Below are 18945 nucleotides of genomic sequence, written 5' to 3'. Positions count from 1 at the left end.
ATTAAGACACCTCTTTGCGAATTCCAGTGTACCTTGGAGTGACATTGCCATATTTTCCGTTCCATACGGCGAATAGAGCGCCAATTACTATCATAAAGGAACCAAACCATAACCAATTCATCATTGGATTAACCTTAACAACGAACGTTGCCTTGCCATCATCTTCCCAAGCACTCAACACAATATATAAGTCTTCTTTAATCGATGAAATAATGGCTACTTCTGATGATGGCTGTTCCCAGTTTCCATAAAAAACTTTTTCCGGCTGGAAAGTACCAAGTTTTTTTCCATTTCTAAATACAGTCACGTCTGCATAAACGATATCGTTTATGCCTTCTTTTTTCTGATCAAGGCGATCGTAATTAATCCGGTAATCCTTTAATTCAATCGATTGGCCTAGAGCCACTGTTTTCATTGTTTCTAAATCATAGTTTTGTGAGCCGATAATCCCCATTGTAATAAAGGCAATTCCAAGATGGACGATATATCCCCCGTATCTGCGGCGATTGCGGATCATTAAACGGTATAACGCCGTAAGTGGGGCTTCTTTTGTCATCTTTCTTCTTGCTTTAACTCCTCGATAAAACTCTAGGAAGTGAGTGATTAAAAGTAGAATAATAACTCCATAGCCAATAACAGCCCAAGCTTTTTGAATTCCAAGTACAATCATTAATCCCATGCCGGCTACGGCAAGGATTGAAGGTATTAAGAAATTTTTCCTTAGATTTTTTATTGTTGATCTTTGCCAAGCAAGCATTGGACAAACAGCCATAACAAACATCATCGATAATAGGATCGGTGCTTCTACTTTATTAAAAAATGGAAGTCCGACAGTTACTTTCGTACCGCGAACCGCTTCTGATACCAGCGGGAAAATCGTCCCCCAGAAAACAGCAAAGGCTGCACCTACTAGCAATAGGTTATTTATTAAGAAACTGCTTTCTTTTGAAACAAAGGATTGGAATTCCCCGGCACTGCGCTTCAACATATTGTAACGGCTCATTAAAACGTATAATGCAAGAATTACAGCAACGCCCATAAATAGTAAGAAATATAATCCTAAATTCGAATTGGCAAAAGCATGGACAGATGTCAGAACACCACTTCGGACGAGGAAGGTTCCAAATAATGTAAGAGCATATGAAACAATGATTAAGCTAATATTCCATATTTTCAACATGTTTTTTCGTTCTTGAATCATGACGGAGTGCAGAAATGCAGTAGCTGTGAGCCATGGCATAAACGAAGCATTTTCAACCGGATCCCATGCCCAATATCCGCCCCAGCCAAGCTCAACATATGCCCATTGACCGCCAAAAATATTTCCGAGACTTAAAAATAACCAAGCAATAATCGTCCAGCGCCTAGTCATTTTAATCCAGAAATCATCAACATTTTTGAGGATTAACGCAGACATAGCAAACGCAAAGGGTACAGAAAGACCCACATAACCAAGGTAGAGAGTAACTGGATGGATGATCATTCCTGGATTTTGAAGCATAGGGTTTAAGCCTTTACCTTCAATCGGAATTGTATCTAACAGGACGAATGGTTTTGCGACAAATCCTAGGATGAAAAAGAAGAAAACCGCATTTGCTAAAAGAATAGCTGAGATATATGGAACCATAGGGTTAGCCTTCATTTTCCTTGAAAAAGAGATCATAATGGAGTAAAGGGTAAGGAAGAATGTCCACAGTAACAGAGAACCAGCATTACCTGCCCAAAGTGCAGTCAGTTTATAGATGATTGGAAGCTCACTGCTCGTATAATCAGTTACATATTCATATTGGAATTGTGATGTTGCTAAAAGGTAGAAAAGGGAAAGCATCGCCATTAAAGCACAGACAAATAATGCAATCATTCCGCCTTTACCACTGTTAACCAGTCTTTGATTTTTCGTACTAATTCCCAAAGTAATAATAAGCAGTGAGTATATGGCAACAGCTAATCCTATATAAATTGTTGCATTTGCAAATAAATACATTTCGTCACCTTCTTATGTTTGCCTGTTATTTTTCTTTCGGTGGTTGATTAAGCTTATCCATATGGGTTTCTGGATCATAGTTCTTCATATCTTTTCCTTCATATTTAGAAGGACATCTCGTTTTGACCGTTTCTGCGGCGAATGTGTCTTTCTTTGTTGGAGCACCTTGAAGAATGGTGATGACCCCCTCTGAGAAGTTATCCGGTTTTGGCCCTTTGTGAGTCACGTGCATGATATTCCCGTCGTTGTCCTTTACATCAAAATTCAATTCAATTTTGTCAGGATTCCATTTGATAGAGTCCTCAATTAATAGCCCTTCTACCGTAACAAAATCGTCTTTATGTTGATCTTGGGTTGCAAGAAGCTCTTTCATGGTCAATTCGATCCCACTTGAACCTGGGGTAGCTGCCATTAAGAGAAAAACAATGGCTCCCGCAATAATAAAGCCTCCGAGCAATACAAGTGTGTTCTTTTTCATCCTTCTCACCTCATTAAATTAATTTTTTCATTTCTTCTTCGTACATTTCCTGATCAATCTTTCCGGTTAAAAGCTTTTTACGAAGTTCCTTTTTCTCTTCCTCATTTGCAGCTTTACTCTTTCTTTTTCCATTTGTTGGTTTTTTCGGTTGTTGTTTATTATGTTTGGTCATCATTTTTGGTCTTTGTGAGTTCCCTTTTAGTCCTAAGAAAACAAAGGCACCGGCAATTATAATTGCAATCCCAATGATTGATGCTCCACCAACTCCGATAATTGGCTGATTAGAATTATTACTTCCACCTTTTTTCACTTGATCTGTTGCTGTTCCATTAACACCTGAATGGTTTTCATCATTTGGGGGCTGCTGCTTGTTTATCGCTTCCATCGTTGATTCTGTTCCATCTTTTTTATATGTGAAGGAGTATATTAAACTATCAGATGCTTTTACATTTTTGTATTGGTAGTAATATAGTTCTTCTCCATATTCACTTTTTGAATTATTTTGTGGCTTCGGTTCGAGCTTGATATCTTTAGCATTCATGGGAGCATAAAAGATAACGTCCAGCAGCTCAATGTCAGCATTTTTTTGAAGTTCGTATGTAAAGCTTTGGTTGTCCTTTACGTCAACAGTTTTGGTATAAAATTCGATCACAAATTTATATGTTTCGTTACTCTTTATCGGTTTCGCTGGTTTCCAGGTGATGAGCCCATTTTCTTTATCAACATCATAGGGCCGCTGGACCTCTGGCTTATTTTCTTCTGGAAATTCTGCAACTAAATAGGCTTCGAAACCTTTTTCCATAGTGGGAACTGGTATTTCAATTTTCCCATCATAGTCTTGGCCGCTTTTGTTTGTGATCGTGCCGTATTGGCCTACTAGTAATGAAGGAATATCCCGGGATCCCCAATCCTCTGGGTAATCAAATTCTGGCATTACCTGTATCTGCATTTCCTTAAAAGGAAATTTTTCCGCTTGAAACACTGTTTCGGCACTAGCCTTTGGAATGATAAAGTTCGTAAAAAATGCTCCAATTACGAATAATGCCAACAACCTCTTTTTAAGCATATTAATCCTCCTTGACCTTTGAAGAGCTGAGTATTTTTACTATAGTCCTCTTTGAAACAAATATAATCGTTAGAGAATCCTCTTTGTTGAACCACTCTTGAACATTTTGTTAAAGGACAAAAAACGTTGCGTTTTCGTCAAAAAACAACCACAAATTAGACACATTTGAAAAAAAAAGAAAAAAACCTTAAATCTACCAAGTAGATTTAAGGTTTCGCTTTCATCATTTTTTCTCCCAAGATCGAATATAGGAAACGATATCGGAAATATCTTTTTCTTTAAGCTGTCGTGCACCGTCAAGACCCTTTAAAGAGGGACCCATGCGTGTTTCTTCACGGCCGTAGGCAATATCAATCCAAATTTGTTTATCCGTTGTATACTTCAAATACATTGGATTAGACAATGCAGTTCCCATTCTTTGCTTCCCAGAACCAGTTTCTCCATGACAAGTTAAACAATACAGATTATATTTTTCCTTGCCTTTTTCCGGATTACCAGAAATCGTTTTTGGAGTAGCAATTGTCTTAGAGTTCTTGGCATAAAAAAAATCGCTATTCTCGATACAAAAAATAATTCCAATAATAATCAAAATGTAACTTCCGATTAGTATTTTTTTCATGGGTTACTCCCTTACTTTGGTTCCGGTGTTGGAGTTGGCTCCCCAAAATCTTCGTATTTTCTTGTGATTAAATCATATATTTTACTTGGACTTTTTCCGTCAAGATGCATTTCTACCGCCTCCCGGGCGATATTGACACAAGTGTCTCATGCTATACCATGCGAATCCCATTCTTCCACGGCATTTTCTCCACCCATTTGTCCAACAAAGCAATCTAGATTGCTCTTATGTCCATCGCTCACACAGCCGCAATAGCACGGAACTTGCGCTACCACCTCTGGATAGCTTGCTGCCATTATATAAGTCTCTTGAATTTTCTCTGAAGAATTTAACACATAATCAGGGAGCGGCTTATGTTTTTTATCAAGCTTTAAATCTTCTATTTTTGAACTGCAGCCAGCCGCGATGATAGCCATTACAATGGCTAGAAATAAAAGAGATGTTATTCGTTTCATGTTCTGTATACCCCCTTCCCTTTCATTTATTTTTTCAAATTCATTTTAGCAAATAGAAAATGGCTGAAATGTTATTAATTCTTACTATTTCGTGAAGTTTTAAAAGTACTTTCTTAATCTAAAGAAAAAGTGTGCAGAAACTTTGGAGAAACTTTGGAGAATTTGTTAAAAATAAGTCTCTGTTAAAGGGCATTGTTAATTTTTAAAACTGTCGAATGGAGCGGAAGGCGCGAAGACTCCTGCGGGAGTACGGGACAGGGGAGACCCCGCAGGCGCAAAAGCGCCGAGGAGGCTCCCCGGCACGCCCGCGGAAAGCGAAGCGCCTGGAGCGCGAATCAACAACAAAGTTTAACAGAGCCAAAAATAAAAAAGCCTTAGAACCGTTTTTTGCGGTCTAGGGCTTTATTTCTCTTTTATTATGCTCTTGATACGTATGAAGCTTCAGATGTATTGATAATTAATCGGTCGCCTTGGTTAACGAAGAAAGGTACTTGAACAATTAAACCAGTTTCGAGTGTTGCAGGCTTCGTACCGCCGGAAGCAGTGTCACCTTTAATTCCTGGTTCTGTTTCCGTTACCTCTAGTTCAACAGTGTTTGGCAATTCTACGCCGAGTGTTTCATGATTAAACATCATAATATGAATTTCCATGTTTTCTTTTAAAAACTTTAATTCATATTCAATATTATTAGCAGGGAGTTCCACTTGTTCGTAGGAATCCATATCCATAAACACATGTTGGTCACCGCTTGCATAAAGATATTGCATTTTGCGGTTATCGATTTGTGCTTTTTCAACCTTTTCACCCGCACGGAATGTTTTTTCTTGAATAGCTCCATTGCGAAGGTTACGCAGCTTGGAACGAACAAACGCCGCTCCCTTCCCCGGCTTCACGTGTTGGAAATCAATGACGCGCCAAAGGCCGCCATCTACTTCAATAGTTAATCCTGTACGAAAATCGTTTACAGAAATCATGTATAAATCCTCCTATGTTCGTTACAAAATAATTAGATCTTTCGTTGAATGAGTAAGTGCTTCGTTATGATCTTTTGTAATTAAGGTATCATCTTCAATCCGAACCCCGCCAAGTCCTGGAATGTATATACCAGGTTCACAAGTAACGACCATTCCTGGTTCTAAAACGAGATCAGATTTGCTGGATAGACCAGGTCCTTCATGGACCTCTAAACCAATTCCATGACCTGTTGAATGCCCGAAATATTCTCCATAACCTTTTTCGGTAATGTAGTCTCTCGTTAAAGCATCTGCTTGCTTTCCAGTAATCCCAGGTTTAATACCATCCATACCACGTAATTGGGACTCAAGAACGATATTATAAATTTCCTTCAGCTTTGCATCAGGCTCACCAACAGCAACTGTTCTTGTGATATCGGAAACATATCCCTTGTAATACGCACCGTAATCAAGTGTTACCATGTCACCTTTTTCGATTACTTTGTCACTTGCTACACCATGAGGAAGTGCAGAGCGATGTCCAGACGCAACAATGGTATCAAAAGAAGATGAAGTTGCTCCAGCTTTTCTCATAAAGAATTCTAACTCATTCGATACTTCCAGTTCAGTTTTCCCTGGACGAATAAAATCTAAAATATGTTTAAATGCAGCATCAGCAATATCCGCTGCTTCCTTTAATATCTTAATCTCTGCACCTGTCTTAATCAAGCGTAATTTTTCCACTACCCCTGAAACTGGAACAAGTTCAGCTTTAACTTCTTTGTCATATACTTTAAAGGAAGAGTAAGTTAAATAATCCTCTTCAATTCCAAGCTTTTGAATGCCCAAATTTCTTGCTTGCTGGGCCACTTCCTCAGGAATGGAACCAGAAAACTTAATAATTTCAAAACCATCGCATTGTTTCGAAGCCTGCTCAATATAGCGAAAATCAGTGATAAAAAGAGCTTTATCTGCACTGATTAAAACAACCCCTGCAGAACCTGTGAAATTTGATATGTACCGGCGATTATACGAGCTTGTAATTAAGATTCCATCAATACCATATGCACCAAAGCTTGATCGTAATTTTTCTAATTTCTCCATCGTTCCCACTCTCCTTTTCAAATCCAAACGAAGACACAAATATTTTATCACAACCAGCGGAATCCGACTAATTACAAATTAAGATGATGCCTCATTCTCTTGTGCTATATTATTTTGGTACTCGTAATTTATCGAATATCCAATAAAGATTCCATATACGATATAAATACAAATAGACGTAATAATGGTATCTCTGCTTAAATCAACAAATGGTTTTATCCCAGGAAAAAGTGGATTTAAGACAAAGAATACCAATAGGTACAAAATAAGCCCGTAAATGATGCCAAACCAAAATCCTTTCAGTTTCCTTAAAACGAAATAGTATATAAATGCTGCCACGACTGAAATAATCCCTAGTAATAAAATAGAAATTACCGTTCCCTGCCATTGTGTCTTCCAATCCCCAAAAGCCCAAGGCTCTAGGATTACATTAGGATGAATTTCCGTAAAACTTAAATAATTCGCGAGATATCCAATATACCCCCAAAATACACCACCAAATAAACCAGTCCAAAAGACCATTACAGGAAAAGACATTGGTTTTGGATAATCATCTGTCTTAAGTATATTAGCCATTACCATAAACCTCCAATTTTAACTTTCAAACAAAAGCTTTTTTTACAAGGACTATTTTTGCATAAATTGTTGTTTTTCGTATAAGTTTATTAACCCGAATAACTTGAAGCTTCGGGGCATCTTTTCGTAAGAACATTTGCGAAAATTGCCCAGAAACTTAGTAAATGTACCTTATTAAGTTCCAAAAGCAACAATGTTTACGAAAAGAGCCTTTCCAAAACATGTATGCACTTGAATAAATTCCACCTTATTATGTCCCTAGGGTTTCATTCCCTTGCATGCAAAAAAAAAATTACTGAATTTAGATGGAAAAATTATGTCATTCCTAGAGGTTTTTTCATTTTTCTAGTAGAATACATTTAAGTACATACAGATTTATCATTTCTGCTATTGTGCAACTTTTGTAATAGGTTGGTGTTCACTTATGTCCCATACTCAAAAACCCGTTTATGGCGGTCAAGCCGTTGTAGAAGGAGTCATGTTTGGCGGAAAACATCATTATGTGACCGCGGTTCGCAGAAAAGATCATTCTGTAGAATTTTTCCATTTGCCCCGAAAAAGCAACCCTTATTTTTCATTTTTGAAAAAAATACCGTTTATTAGAGGGATTATTGCCATAATTGAGGCAAGTGCGAATGGCTCCAAACACTTAAACTTTTCCACGGAAAGATTTGATTTAGACCCAAAAGAAGATGCGAAAATAAAAGAAAAAGAAGTCTCCAAATTAACGATGTATCTTGGAGTTGCTGTGATAGGAGTCATTTCATTTTTATTTGGTAAATTCGCTTTCACCCTAATTCCGGTTTTCTTAGCAGAACTAACTAAACCCATCTTCCCATCAGATGTTGCTCAAGTATTAGTGGAAGGGTTGTTTAAGCTTCTACTGCTCCTTTCCTATATATATTTCGTATCACTTACTCCTCTTATTAAAAGGGTGTTTCAATATCATGGGGCTGAGCATAAAGTAATAAATACCTTCGAAGCTGGGGTCGAATTGACAATTGAAAATGTTCAGGCACACTCACGCCTTCATTATCGATGTGGCAGCAGTTTCATCCTATTTACAGTCATTGTCGGCGTTTTTGTCTATTTACTTGTACCAACATCGCCGCTTTGGTTACGCATTGTCGACCGACTTCTTTTAATACCAGTCGTGTTAGGAATTGCTTTTGAAGTCTTGCAAATTACAAACAAACTCAGAGATATTCCAGTACTGAAATACCTAGGTCTTCCGGGACTTTGGTTACAGCTTTTAACGACGAAAGAACCAAATAATGATCAGGTGGAAGTAGCAATCCTTTCCTTTAATGAATTGTTAAGAAGAGAAAAGGAATCTGAGATCTCTCTTGAAAAGGAAGAAATTGTTTAATCTTTGCTTTAACGGGTTTAAAAGGTAAAAAAAATGCTTATGATGCTCTTAGGGAGGTGGCTTTCTTGAAAAATCGGACATCCGTGTTTATTGTTGGCGGTCTTATCATTCTTGCTTTATTAGGTATTTATGGCTCTTTTACAGCTAATCCTGCCGGTTTCATTCAGAGAATAGCTGTCATCGCATTGATCGGTTTAATCATATATTTCGTTGTGCGGAAATTTTCAAATTCGAGCCCCCAGAAAAGAGAGCAGCGGGCATTTCTTAAAGCAGCAAAACAATCGAAGAAACGATTGCAGCAGAAGGGTGGAGATGCCTCTGTTAAAGGCTCTGCCCATGGAACTTTAACCTCATTAAAGAAAAGTAGCAAGTCGAAAAAGAAATCTCCTGCTCACCTCACCGTCATTGATGGGAAAAAGAATAAAAAGAAAAATCGAGCATCTTTTTAGATGCTCGATTTTTTAATAACACCATGTTTTTAAAAACTGATTAGCCTGCTCTTTTCCTAACTCAAATAGTTTTTGTTTCTTCTCATCTGTTAAATGGAACTCCAATGAGAAAAAACCGTCAGTAGGAATAAAGATAATATTTTTTGCATGTTTTTTGGAAATGTACCTTGTATCATGGGCATCCTTCATGGTCTCGAACAAGGCTCCCATTAATTGAATGCCATTGTTTATTTTGTGATTTTTATGTTCGTATTCATTTGGACTTAGCTTGATTCCCAGGACAGGCCTTACTTTTTGAATATTTTCCTTATCAAAAAGCCACATCGGGAAATTACTCAGGACACCGCCATCTACTAAAATGTTTGAACGCATTTTAACAGGTTCAAAAAAATATGGAATGCTGCAGCTCATTCTAATTGCTTTTGCGACTGAAAAGGAACCAGGGTCAATTCCGTATTTTACTAAATCATCTGGCAAAACGACCATTTGACCATTTGATAAGTCTGAAGCGATTACTCTTAAAGATTGGGGAGGTAAATCGGAAAAGGTACGTATTCCTTTAGCTTCCAGCTTATTTTTCATCCAGTTTTCAAACTTTTTCCCTTTATAAAGACCGAGATTCCAATATACAGATAGCCATTTTATAAATGGTATTGGAATGAATGTTTTGCGGGCATCGAGCATTTTTGATATATCCATCTCATCTATCATTTGATAAATTTCTTTGCTTGTGTAGCCGGCAGCAATTAGTGCTGCCACAATTGAACCTGCACTGGTTCCTGCCACCCTGACAAACTGTATTCCTCTGCTTTCAATTTCTTCGCAGGCTCCCACAAGTGCAAAGCCTTTCATTCCTCCCCCAGAAAAAACGCCGTCTATTTTCATGGCAGCCACTCCCAAGATGAAGTCATTGTTACATTTTTAATCGGCTTGTTAGCAAAATAGTACGGAGGACAAAGAGAAAATTTTTTGTGAAGGGTGTAGAATAGTTTTTAAAGAAAGGGGTTTTTAAATGGCATCCTCGGAAAAGAATTTACGGACTTGCAGCCAAGGACACAAATATTATAAAAGCAGCGATTGTCCTACCTGCCCGACTTGTGAGCAAGAACGTAAACCTGACAGTGGATTTCTTTCATTGCTCTCAGCTCCAGCAAGGAGGGCATTGGAAAACAATGGGATAACTTCGTTACAGACATTATCAAAATATAGTGAAAAAGAAATTTTGCAATTTCATGGAATGGGGCCATCATCTATTCCTAAACTTAGGTCTGCTTTAAAGGAAAATGGAATGTCATTTAGGTCATAAAAAAGAACATCGCCATGGACGATGTTCTTCTTTGTTTAATTAGATTCGTTTTGATCCAATGTACCTTGGCTTCCAATAGCTGTTGCTTGTATAGGTAACGATTACACCTTTAGAGGATGATGCCATAATCATTTTCCCTGCTCCGATATAAATCGCAACGTGATCTGGTCTGCTTACTTTTGTTGGTGCAAAGAACATTAGGTCCCCAACTTGTAATGAACTAACGCGGTATCCTTTTGTGTAATACATGTCAGCCGCTGTTCTTGGCAATACTTTACCTGCTTGTCCGAACGAATATTTAACTAGACCTGAACAGTCGAAGCCTCTTGGTGTAATGCCGCCATATCGATATGGAACGCCGAGATTGGCTTTTGCTACCGAAATTGCTTTTGTATGATAATATGCCGCTTCTGCTTTATCACCCGCAGTGGCAAACAAAGAAGTTGTTATTGTAGCTGTAATTACTAAAGCTGCGATAAGTTTCTTCAACATTTGTTAGTCCCCCTTGGAGTGACTTGATACTCATACTATACAAGGAAAGAGTAACAGCGAGGTCACAGCTAGATTACAATCGTGTTACAAAAATTATTTTGGAATAATTTTGTGCAAAAAAAGCGAATGGAAAAATCATATCCATCCGCTTTGAAAAATTCTATAATCCACACTTTAATTGGGCATTACAATTTGTACAAGTATTACAGCCGCCGATTTCTTTTACCTTTCCTTTTCGGCAGACTGGGCATGTGTTCCCGACTTCAGAACCGATAGTCACGTCCGTTGAACGAAGATCGCTGATTGTATCAACTAGAACGACATGCTGCTTTGGTTTTTCATCAAACATGGATAACTGCTCATTAGTGTTCTCTTCTGCTTTCAGTGTAAGTACCTGAGAATCACGTGAACCGTCTACATAGACAGTACCGCCTTTTGCACCGCCGCGGTATAGACGCTCATATACCTTTTCCACTTGTTCCACACTGTAGCCTTTTGGCGCGTTAACTGTTTTACTGATAGAACTGTCAATCCAGCGCTGGATGACACATTGAACATCAGCATGGGCTTCAGGAGCAAGCTCCATTGCTGTAACAAACCATTTTGGCAGATTGTTTGGATCTGCTTCAGGATGCTTCTCGAGATATTCTTGAACAATATCCGCATTTACTTCTATAAATTTACCTAGACGTCCGCTTCGGTAGTATGAGAATGAGAAATAAGGCTCTAATCCAGTTGAAACCCCAACCATTGTTCCAGTTGATCCTGTAGGAGCAACCGTTAGCAAATGAGAATTTCTAATTCCGCTTTCTAAAATAGATTCGCGGATGTCTTCAGGCATTTTTTTCATATATCCAGTTTCAATGAAGGCGTGTCGTAAACGATTTGTTTCTTCATATGTTTCACCGTTTAAGAATGGGAAGCTTCCTTTTTCTTTCGCTAATTCAACTGATGTTCTATATGCAGTAGTTGCTATTGTTTCAAAAACCTCATCAACTAGTTTGTTACCTTCTGGTGAACCATACTCTGTTTCACAGTAGATAAGTAGATCATGTAAACCCATAACTCCAAGACCAACACGACGTTCACCTAGAGCTTGCTTTTTGTTTTCTTCCAAGAAATATGGAGTAGCATTGATGACGTTGTCCTGCATGCGGACACCAACAGCTACGCTACTCTTTAATTTTTCAAAGTCAACTGTTTTTGTTTCCTTATCAGCCATTTCAGCAAGATTTACAGCTGCCAAGTTACATACAGAAAATGGTGCAAGGGGTTGTTCACCACATGGATTTGTTGCAACAACTTGTTGTCCATATGCTTTCGCATTTGTCATGTCATTAGCATTATCGATGAAGAAAATACCCGGTTCCGCTGAGTAGGTCGCGCAAATATTAATTAGATTCCATAGCTCTTTTGCTTTGATCTTTTTATAAACTCGCACTTTATAACCGAGCTTTTCCCACTCACGAACATCTCCGACTTTATGCCATTCTTCGTTGTAGAATTTCATTTCCTCTTCATTATAGTGTTCAACATATGGGAAACGGAGTTCATATTCACCATCGTTTTCAACAGCTTCCATAAATTCTTTTGTTAAACACACTGAGATGTTTGCACCCGTTAAGAATTCAGAATTATGAACTGTAAAATTACCGCCGGTTGCAAGTTTTTCCTCTGCCTCAGCAATTATGGAATCACTGAAACCGCCGAGTCCAGGGATGTTTTTATAATTGACAATTCCTTGGTACATCGCTGTTTCCTGCAGAGTCAATGGTGTGAACTTTAGCTTATCTTTAGCATGCTTTTTTATCGTTTCATCGTTTGTATTTTCAATTAAGAATCGTAGAATTCTAGGGTTTTGCATTTTTGAAATAATGAATTCAATGATGTCCGGATGCCAATCCGCCAGCATGATCATCTGCGCACCTCTGCGGCTGCCTCCTTGTTCGACTAAATGAGTCAACTTCGCAATATCATCCAGCCACGAAACCGAACCAGATGATTTTCCATTTACACCTCTTGCAAGGGTGTTTCGTGGTCTTAATGTCGAACCATTTGTTCCAACACCGCCGCCTCGACTCATGATCTCCATGACCTGTTTCCGGTGGTCAGAAATACCTTCACGGGAGTCTGCTACAAAAGGCATTACGTAACAATTAAAGAATGTTACCTCAGTTCCTGATCCTGCCCCGTAAAGAACACGTCCGGCTGGAATAAAGTTCATGTTCACAAGCTCTTGATAAAACTTCTCTGTCCACTCAATTCGCTTCTCTTCCGTTTCTTCAACAGAAGCAAGACCCGTAGCATTCCTTTTAGCAATCTGCTCATAAAAAAGCTCCAGCGGCTTCTCGATTACATCGAGAGAACGCCAGATCATTCCTGTTTCAGATTCCTGTTGATCATCTAGAACGCCTCTGAATTCCTCTTCCACCAAAACCTTTGCCTTTTTCTTTTCCCAATCAATTTCCTTTATTGTACCAAGCCCTCTAGCTGGAAATTTCGGATCCTCTTTAATCGTCAAAACAACAAAGTCACCATTCGTCAGGGTAATTTTTGCAGTATCTTTAAAGGTGTAGCGGTCTAGCATGACCAATCGCGAAACGCCCTTGTGGGTTATTTTCATATCTGGGGTTACTGGGTGCACCTGGGGAAACAAGCGGATGTCCTCATTCAACCTCTCAAAATCGATATTCATTTTTTGTCTAAAAACTATAGACATGAAAACAACTCCTTCAATTTATAAAATTCTGTATATTGTGTTAGATTCTAGTAAGCTATGCTATATCTAGTTGTCTTAATAAACATAAGTTAACATAGAATTGCAGAACAAATCAACTAAAACTCAATATATGGTACCGAAAATATTTTCGACACTACTACATATTGTAGATTAGACAAAAAACAATAATTTTGTCAAACTTAAAATACACTAGATTTTTAAGCAAAATAAAGATTTCTTAGGTTTTTCGGCAAAAAACAGCATTTTTTAACATATTTTGCGGTTTGAGAATTATTTTTTTCCGAATACAGGCATACAAATTTATTAGCATGGTCCAAAATGATATTATAAAGTAATAGATTTTTGGGAGGAACAAATATGCTTGCTGAAATAAAAAAGGACGGAAACGGCTATATAGCACATTTTAAACGTCATTTAAACCATTCGGTAGAAGATGTATGGTCATATTTAACCGACAATGACAAACTTCCAAAATGGTTCCCAGAGCTTCGAGTAGATGAGCTTCGTGAGGGCGGAGTCATTAAATTTAATATCGGCGATGGCACTTTTATTGATATGAAGATTACAGAGCTAAAAATTCAATCCATATTGGAATATACTTGGGCAGAGGATCTGGTTCGGTTTGAACTTTATCCTGAGAATGAGGGCTGTAAGTTAGTCTTAATCGAAAAATTAACTAAGATTACTGACCATACACCTCGGGACCTTGCCGGATGGCATGTATGCTTGGATGTCATCAATGCCTTGCTCGATGGACGGACAATTGAATCTCGAAAAGATGAGTGGCAGAAATGGTATGAAAAATATTCAAAGGCAATTGAGAAAATTACTCATTAATAAATGTAAAGGCGAACCAAATTAAAACTGGGTTCGCCTTTATTTTTGTGGCAATCTCAATAGGTATTTTTTTATCGTTTAAAATTCCACTCATCATTCTCATAACGTTCTTTTGCAATTTTTTCAACATATGCAAGCTCTTCTTCTGTCAACTGATATGGTTCAAGCTCAATATTCAGTCCTTCGGCAAAGCCCCTATAAAACGCCTCCTTGGCCTCTTCTAGCGTAATTCTTCTTGGACTAATTGCATTAATCGCGACGGCCTTATCTTTGAAGGCCTTCTTCATCCGTTCCTTTACACGGTCATTCGGATACTTGAACAAGCTAAACAGCTTATCTTCATCTAAATCTAATAATATCGAGCCGTGCTGGAGAATGACTCCCTTTTGTCTAGTTTGCGCACTGCCAGCAACCTTCCGGCCTTCAACCACAAGCTCGTACCAGCTCGGGGCGTCAAAGCAGACTGCAGAGCGGGGATTTTTCAAAGCATCCCGTTCTTCTGCTGTTTTAGGAACAGCAAAATAGGCTTCTAACCCTAAATGATGAAACCCTTTTAAAATGCCTTCTGAAATCACTCGGTAAGCCTCTGTGACTGTTTTTGGCATCTCTGGATGGTCTTCTGATACGATTACACTATATGTAAGCTCATGATCATGAAGGACGCCGCGTCCGCCGGTTGGTCTTCTGACAAAGCCTAGCTGATGTGCTTTCACTGCTTCCATATCGATTTCTTTATCTACTTTTTGAAAATAACCAACAGATAACGTTGGAGGGTTCCAGCCATAGAAGCGAATGACCGGCGGAATTTTCCCTTCGCTGTGCCAGTCAAGAAGTGCCTCATCTAATGCCATATTAAAGGATGGTGAACTATTTCCCGTATCAATAAAACGCCAAACTTCTTTTTCCATTCAAAAACCTCATTTTTGTAAGATTATTTCGATGTTAAGTCTACCAAAATCTGATAGGAATTCAAAATGAGATGATTCTGCTATAATATTTTTAGGTACTCTTTAAAGATTTTTTTCCATTCATCTTTATCTTTCCGAGTTTGGCTTATATAATAAATACTAGTGCAGCAAAGCTTGAAAGGAGCAAAAAGGAATTGAATTCACTTTATTTCTTATTAATCGTTATCGCAGCAGTTATTATTTACACCGCTTTCACGTATTTCTACCAAAAAAGGATTGTCAAAACGATAACTGAAGAAGATTTTCGTGCAGGGTATCGGAAGGCACAGCTAATAGATGTTCGTGAACCGAACGAGTTCGAAGGCGGTCATATTCTAGGTGCACGTAATATTCCCATGTCACAAATGAGAATGCGCATGAAAGAAATTCGCTCTGACATGCCTGTTTATCTTTATTGCCAAAGCGGCATGCGCAGCGCCCGTGCAGCCCAATTTTTACACCGGAAAGGCTATAAAGATTTATCTCAGCTCCAAGGCGGATTTAAAAAGTGGTCTGGTAAAGTAAAAGCGAAGAAATAAGTTTGAGGTTCCGGAAGAAGTTTCCGGAGCCTTTTTTATGTAAGTTGGTGGATTGGACAATTTTTTATGGGTATTGGATATTTTTCAAACCTCATTGGACATTTTTAAGTGGTGTTTGGACAAATTCAAGACCGCTTTGGACATTTATTAGTGGACTTTGGACATTCAAACATTTTTTTCCAACAAAAAAGGATGATTCTCAAACGAATCATCCCTAAGCTTATTATGCCTTTTGATATTTCAATATTGGTTTACGCGCTGCAGTAGTTTCGTCCATACGGCCGACCACAGTCGTATGTGGTGCCTCTTGAACAACCTCAGGATTTTCTTCTGCCTCTTTGGCAATTTGGATCATGATATCAATGAATGAATCCAAGGTTTCCTTTGATTCGGTTTCTGTTGGCTCAATCATAATACACTCTTCCACATTTAACGGGAAGTAAATGGTTGGCGGATGGTAGCCGAAATCAAGCAGGCGTTTCGCGATATCAAGGGTACGCACGCCTAATTTTTTCTGACGACGGCCGCTTAAGACAAATTCATGTTTACAATGTCTATCAAACGGAAGATCATAATATTCAGCAAGTCTTCTCATCATATAGTTCGCATTCAGAACAGCAAATTCTGTTACCGCCTTTAAGCCGTCTGGGCCCATGGAACGTATATAAGTATAAGCACGAACGTTGATGCCGAAGTTTCCATAATATGGCTTTACACGTCCAATTGACTGTGGACGGTCATAATCTAAAACATACTCATCACCGCGTTTTGCAATTACAGGTTTTGGCAGGAACGGAATTAAGTCGGACTTAACCCCAACAGGACCAGAACCTGGGCCGCCGCCTCCATGAGGGCCGGTAAAGGTCTTATGAAGATTTAAGTGAACGACGTCAAAGCCCATATCTCCAGGTCTAGCCTTAGATAAAACGGCATTTAAGTTGGCACCGTCATAATAAAGCTTACCACCAGCTTCATGCACAATCTCAGCCATTTCAAGGATATTTTCTTCAAATAAACCTAGTGTATTTGGGTTGGTCAACATTAAAGCAGCCGTATCTTCACCAACTACTCTTCTTAAATCCTCAAGGTCAACAAGACCATTATCATTCGATTTTACTGTAATGGTTTCAAGGCCTGCAACTGTTGCAGACGCTGGATTCGTACCGTGCGCTGAGTCAGGAACGATTACTTTGGTTCGCTTCACATCGCCATTTGCTTCATGGTAAGCACGGATCATCATTAATCCTGTCCATTCACCATGGGCACCTGCAGCCGGCTGAAGCGTTACTTCGTCCATTCCAGTAATTTCAATTAAATGCTCCTGCAAGTCATATAAAAGCTCTAGAGCACCTTGGACAGAGCTTTCGTCCTGCAATGGATGCACATGGGCAAAACCATTAAAGCGGGCAACATTTTCATTGATTTTTGGATTGTATTTCATAGTACATGAACCAAGCGGATAAAAGCCGGAATCTACCCCGTGATTTCTTCTTGATAAGGCAGTATAATGGCGCATGATATCAAGCTCAGATACTTCAGGAAGCTCCGGTTCATCAACACGTAAATATCCTTCTGGGAGAAGACCATTTAGATCTGCTTCCGGAACATCCATTTCCGGCAGGCTGTATCCAATTCGGCCAGGTGTGCTTAGTTCAAAAATGAGCGCTTGATCTTGATTATGCATGCAAATCCCCCAATTCTTTCACTAGTGTATCAATTTCTTCCTTCGTTCTTTGCTCCGTAACCGCAATAAGCATATGGTTAGATAACCCAGGATAATCACGGCCTAAATCATAACCGCCAATGATTCCTTTTTGTAAGAGCTGTTGATTAACTTCTTTAACAGGATTATTTAATTTGACCACAAATTCGTTAAATGAATGGCCATCATAAATAACTTCAAGCCCTGCTTCTTTAAAGGCATTTTTCGCATAATGTGCCTTCTGTAAATTGGCTGCAGCCATTTCTCCAACGCCTTTTTTACCAAGAGCCGTCATGGCAACTGACGCAGCAAGTGCATTTAGCGCTTGGTTCGAACAAATGTTGGAAGTCGCTTTATCACGACGGATATGCTGTTCACGTGCCTGAAGGGTTAATACAAAACCGCGGCGGCCTTGGTCATCGGTTGTCTGTCCAACAAGACGTCCAGGTACTTTACGCATTAATTTAGTGGTTACAGCAAAAAATCCGCAGTGTGGTCCACCAAAGGCAGTTGGAATTCCGAACGGCTGTGCATCACCAATCACGATATCCGCACCGAATTTCCCAGGAGGTGTTAATACCCCAAGTGATAATGGATTGCTTGAAACAACAAACAACGCTTTATGTTCATGAATGATTTCTTCCAGTTCTTTCAAAGGCTCGATTCTTCCGAAAAAGTTCGGATATTGAACGATAACAGCAGCAACATCGGAATTCACTAATCCTTTTAAAGCCTCAACATCCGTGACACCGTCTTTTAAAGGAACTTCTACAACGTCAAGATATTGACCCTTTGCGTAAGTCTTTAATACTTCGCGGGACTCTGGATGTACCGCACTTGATACAACAATCGTCTTGCGCTTTGTATGACCCGCACTTAGCATCGCTGCTTCTGCAAGAGCAGTTCCACCATCATACATCGAAGAGTTAGCAACATCCATTCCAGTTAATTCACAAATCATCGTTTGGAATTCAAAAATGGCTTGAAGTTCACCCTGTGAAATCTCTGGCTGATATGGTGTATAGGCTGTATAGAATTCTGACCTAGAAATGACATGGTCTACAATTACTGGCATGTAATGGTCATAAACGCCGGCACCTAAGAAAGAAACATTTCTTTTTAGGTCTGCATTACGGCTTGCCATGTTAAAAAGTTCTTTCATTAATGCTGTTTCTGATTTTGCTTCTTTAATATTATATTCACCTTGAAATCTCACTTTTTCAGGGATATCACTAAATAGCTCATCAATAGAGGAAACACCAATCGTTTCAAGCATAGCCTTCTTATCTTGTTCAGTCATTGGTAAATAACGATGTTTCATAAAACTAG

19 protein-coding genes are annotated in these 18945 nt (G+C 38.8%); 5 read left to right on the top strand and 14 right to left on the bottom strand.

Annotated elements, in window-relative coordinates:
- Position 1: 1 nt before the first annotated feature.
- The 8 genes from AC59HZ_RS02305 to AC59HZ_RS02270 all read right to left on the bottom strand — a co-directional run bounded on the left by AC59HZ_RS02305 (position 2) and on the right by AC59HZ_RS02270 (position 7235).
- Positions 2–1984 (bottom strand): heme lyase CcmF/NrfE family subunit, encoded by a 1983-nt coding sequence (locus AC59HZ_RS02305; RefSeq protein ID WP_496544281.1) that lies wholly within the window; start codon positions 1982–1984, stop codon positions 2–4.
- 25 nt (positions 1985–2009) lie between these two features.
- Positions 2010–2462 (bottom strand): cytochrome c maturation protein CcmE, encoded by a 453-nt coding sequence (locus tag AC59HZ_RS02300; protein ID WP_496544280.1) that lies wholly within the window; start codon positions 2460–2462, stop codon positions 2010–2012.
- A gap of 13 nt (positions 2463–2475) precedes the next feature.
- Positions 2476–3528 (bottom strand): hypothetical protein, encoded by a 1053-nt coding sequence (locus AC59HZ_RS02295; protein ID WP_496544279.1) that lies wholly within the window; start codon positions 3526–3528, stop codon positions 2476–2478.
- A 223-nt stretch (positions 3529–3751) separates the two neighbouring features.
- Positions 3752–4147: a c-type cytochrome gene (locus AC59HZ_RS02290; protein ID WP_496544278.1), complete on the bottom strand. Its 396-nt coding sequence runs from the start codon at positions 4145–4147 to the stop codon at positions 3752–3754.
- An 11-nt stretch (positions 4148–4158) separates the two neighbouring features.
- Entirely contained in the window at positions 4159–4602 is a 444-nt protein-coding gene (locus AC59HZ_RS02285) for a PCYCGC motif-containing (lipo)protein (RefSeq protein ID WP_496544277.1), read from the bottom strand.
- 416 nt (positions 4603–5018) lie between these two features.
- Positions 5019–5576 (bottom strand): elongation factor P, encoded by a 558-nt coding sequence (gene efp, locus AC59HZ_RS02280; RefSeq protein ID WP_496544276.1) that lies wholly within the window; start codon positions 5574–5576, stop codon positions 5019–5021.
- Between the two features lie 21 nt (positions 5577–5597).
- On the bottom strand, positions 5598–6659 hold the full coding sequence (locus AC59HZ_RS02275) for a M24 family metallopeptidase (RefSeq protein WP_496544275.1): 1062 nt from the start codon (positions 6657–6659) through the stop codon (positions 5598–5600).
- Between the two features lie 78 nt (positions 6660–6737).
- On the bottom strand, positions 6738–7235 hold the full coding sequence (locus tag AC59HZ_RS02270; protein WP_496544274.1) for a YqhR family membrane protein: 498 nt from the start codon (positions 7233–7235) through the stop codon (positions 6738–6740).
- 424 nt (positions 7236–7659) lie between these two features.
- Between AC59HZ_RS02270 and AC59HZ_RS02265 the strand changes: the two genes are divergently transcribed.
- Together AC59HZ_RS02265 and AC59HZ_RS02260 are read left to right on the top strand one after the other, a co-directional pair.
- A complete protein-coding gene (locus AC59HZ_RS02265) occupies positions 7660–8604 on the top strand; it encodes a DUF1385 domain-containing protein (protein ID WP_496544273.1) in 945 nt (314 codons plus the stop codon).
- Positions 8605–8660: 56 nt separating this feature from the next.
- Complete coding sequence (locus AC59HZ_RS02260; protein WP_496544272.1) at positions 8661–9053, top strand: SA1362 family protein; 393 nt, start codon at positions 8661–8663, stop codon at positions 9051–9053.
- A gap of 12 nt (positions 9054–9065) precedes the next feature.
- Here the strand turns inward: AC59HZ_RS02260 and AC59HZ_RS02255 are convergent, their stop codons facing one another.
- Positions 9066–9938: a patatin-like phospholipase family protein gene (locus AC59HZ_RS02255; RefSeq protein ID WP_496544271.1), complete on the bottom strand. Its 873-nt coding sequence runs from the start codon at positions 9936–9938 to the stop codon at positions 9066–9068.
- Between the two features lie 127 nt (positions 9939–10065).
- Between AC59HZ_RS02255 and AC59HZ_RS02250 the strand changes: the two genes are divergently transcribed.
- Positions 10066–10359 (top strand): RNA polymerase alpha subunit C-terminal domain-containing protein, encoded by a 294-nt coding sequence (locus AC59HZ_RS02250; protein ID WP_496544270.1) that lies wholly within the window; start codon positions 10066–10068, stop codon positions 10357–10359.
- Positions 10360–10398: 39 nt separating this feature from the next.
- On the opposite strand, the gene AC59HZ_RS02245 is transcribed toward AC59HZ_RS02250, so the two are convergent.
- The gene (locus tag AC59HZ_RS02245; protein WP_496544269.1) at positions 10399–10851 is read right to left on the bottom strand and encodes a C40 family peptidase; all 453 of its coding nucleotides are present in this window, start codon (positions 10849–10851) and stop codon (positions 10399–10401) included.
- Between the two features lie 160 nt (positions 10852–11011).
- Entirely contained in the window at positions 11012–13570 is a 2559-nt protein-coding gene (locus AC59HZ_RS02240) for a vitamin B12-dependent ribonucleotide reductase (RefSeq protein WP_496544268.1), read from the bottom strand.
- Positions 13571–13948: 378 nt separating this feature from the next.
- Here AC59HZ_RS02240 and AC59HZ_RS02235 point away from each other — a divergent pair, with 378 nt between their 5' ends.
- Positions 13949–14428, top strand: coding sequence for an SRPBCC family protein (locus tag AC59HZ_RS02235; protein ID WP_496544267.1), 480 nt, complete (start codon positions 13949–13951; stop codon positions 14426–14428).
- A gap of 71 nt (positions 14429–14499) precedes the next feature.
- Here AC59HZ_RS02235 and AC59HZ_RS02230 read toward each other — a convergent pair whose 3' ends face one another.
- The gene (locus AC59HZ_RS02230) at positions 14500–15336 is read right to left on the bottom strand and encodes a lipoate--protein ligase family protein (RefSeq protein ID WP_496544266.1); all 837 of its coding nucleotides are present in this window, start codon (positions 15334–15336) and stop codon (positions 14500–14502) included.
- 194 nt (positions 15337–15530) lie between these two features.
- On the opposite strand from AC59HZ_RS02230, the gene AC59HZ_RS02225 reads away from it, so the two are divergent.
- The gene (locus AC59HZ_RS02225; protein WP_496544265.1) at positions 15531–15914 is read left to right on the top strand and encodes a rhodanese-like domain-containing protein; all 384 of its coding nucleotides are present in this window, start codon (positions 15531–15533) and stop codon (positions 15912–15914) included.
- A 223-nt stretch (positions 15915–16137) separates the two neighbouring features.
- On the opposite strand, the gene gcvPB is transcribed toward AC59HZ_RS02225, so the two are convergent.
- Positions 16138–17598: an aminomethyl-transferring glycine dehydrogenase subunit GcvPB gene (gcvPB, locus tag AC59HZ_RS02220; RefSeq protein ID WP_496544264.1), complete on the bottom strand. Its 1461-nt coding sequence runs from the start codon at positions 17596–17598 to the stop codon at positions 16138–16140.
- Positions 17591–18937 carry an aminomethyl-transferring glycine dehydrogenase subunit GcvPA gene (gene gcvPA / locus AC59HZ_RS02215; protein WP_496544263.1) on the bottom strand — a complete coding sequence of 449 codons (1347 nt, stop codon included), beginning with the start codon at positions 18935–18937 and terminating at the stop codon, positions 17591–17593. Before gcvPA ends, gcvPB begins: the two co-directional genes overlap by 8 nt.
- Between the last annotated feature and the right edge of the window lie 8 nt (positions 18938–18945).

This window comes from Neobacillus sp. DZ-9 (assembly GCF_059587065.1).
The sequence above is the reverse complement of the archived record's forward strand: the minus strand, read 5'-3'. Positions and strand labels throughout refer to the sequence as shown.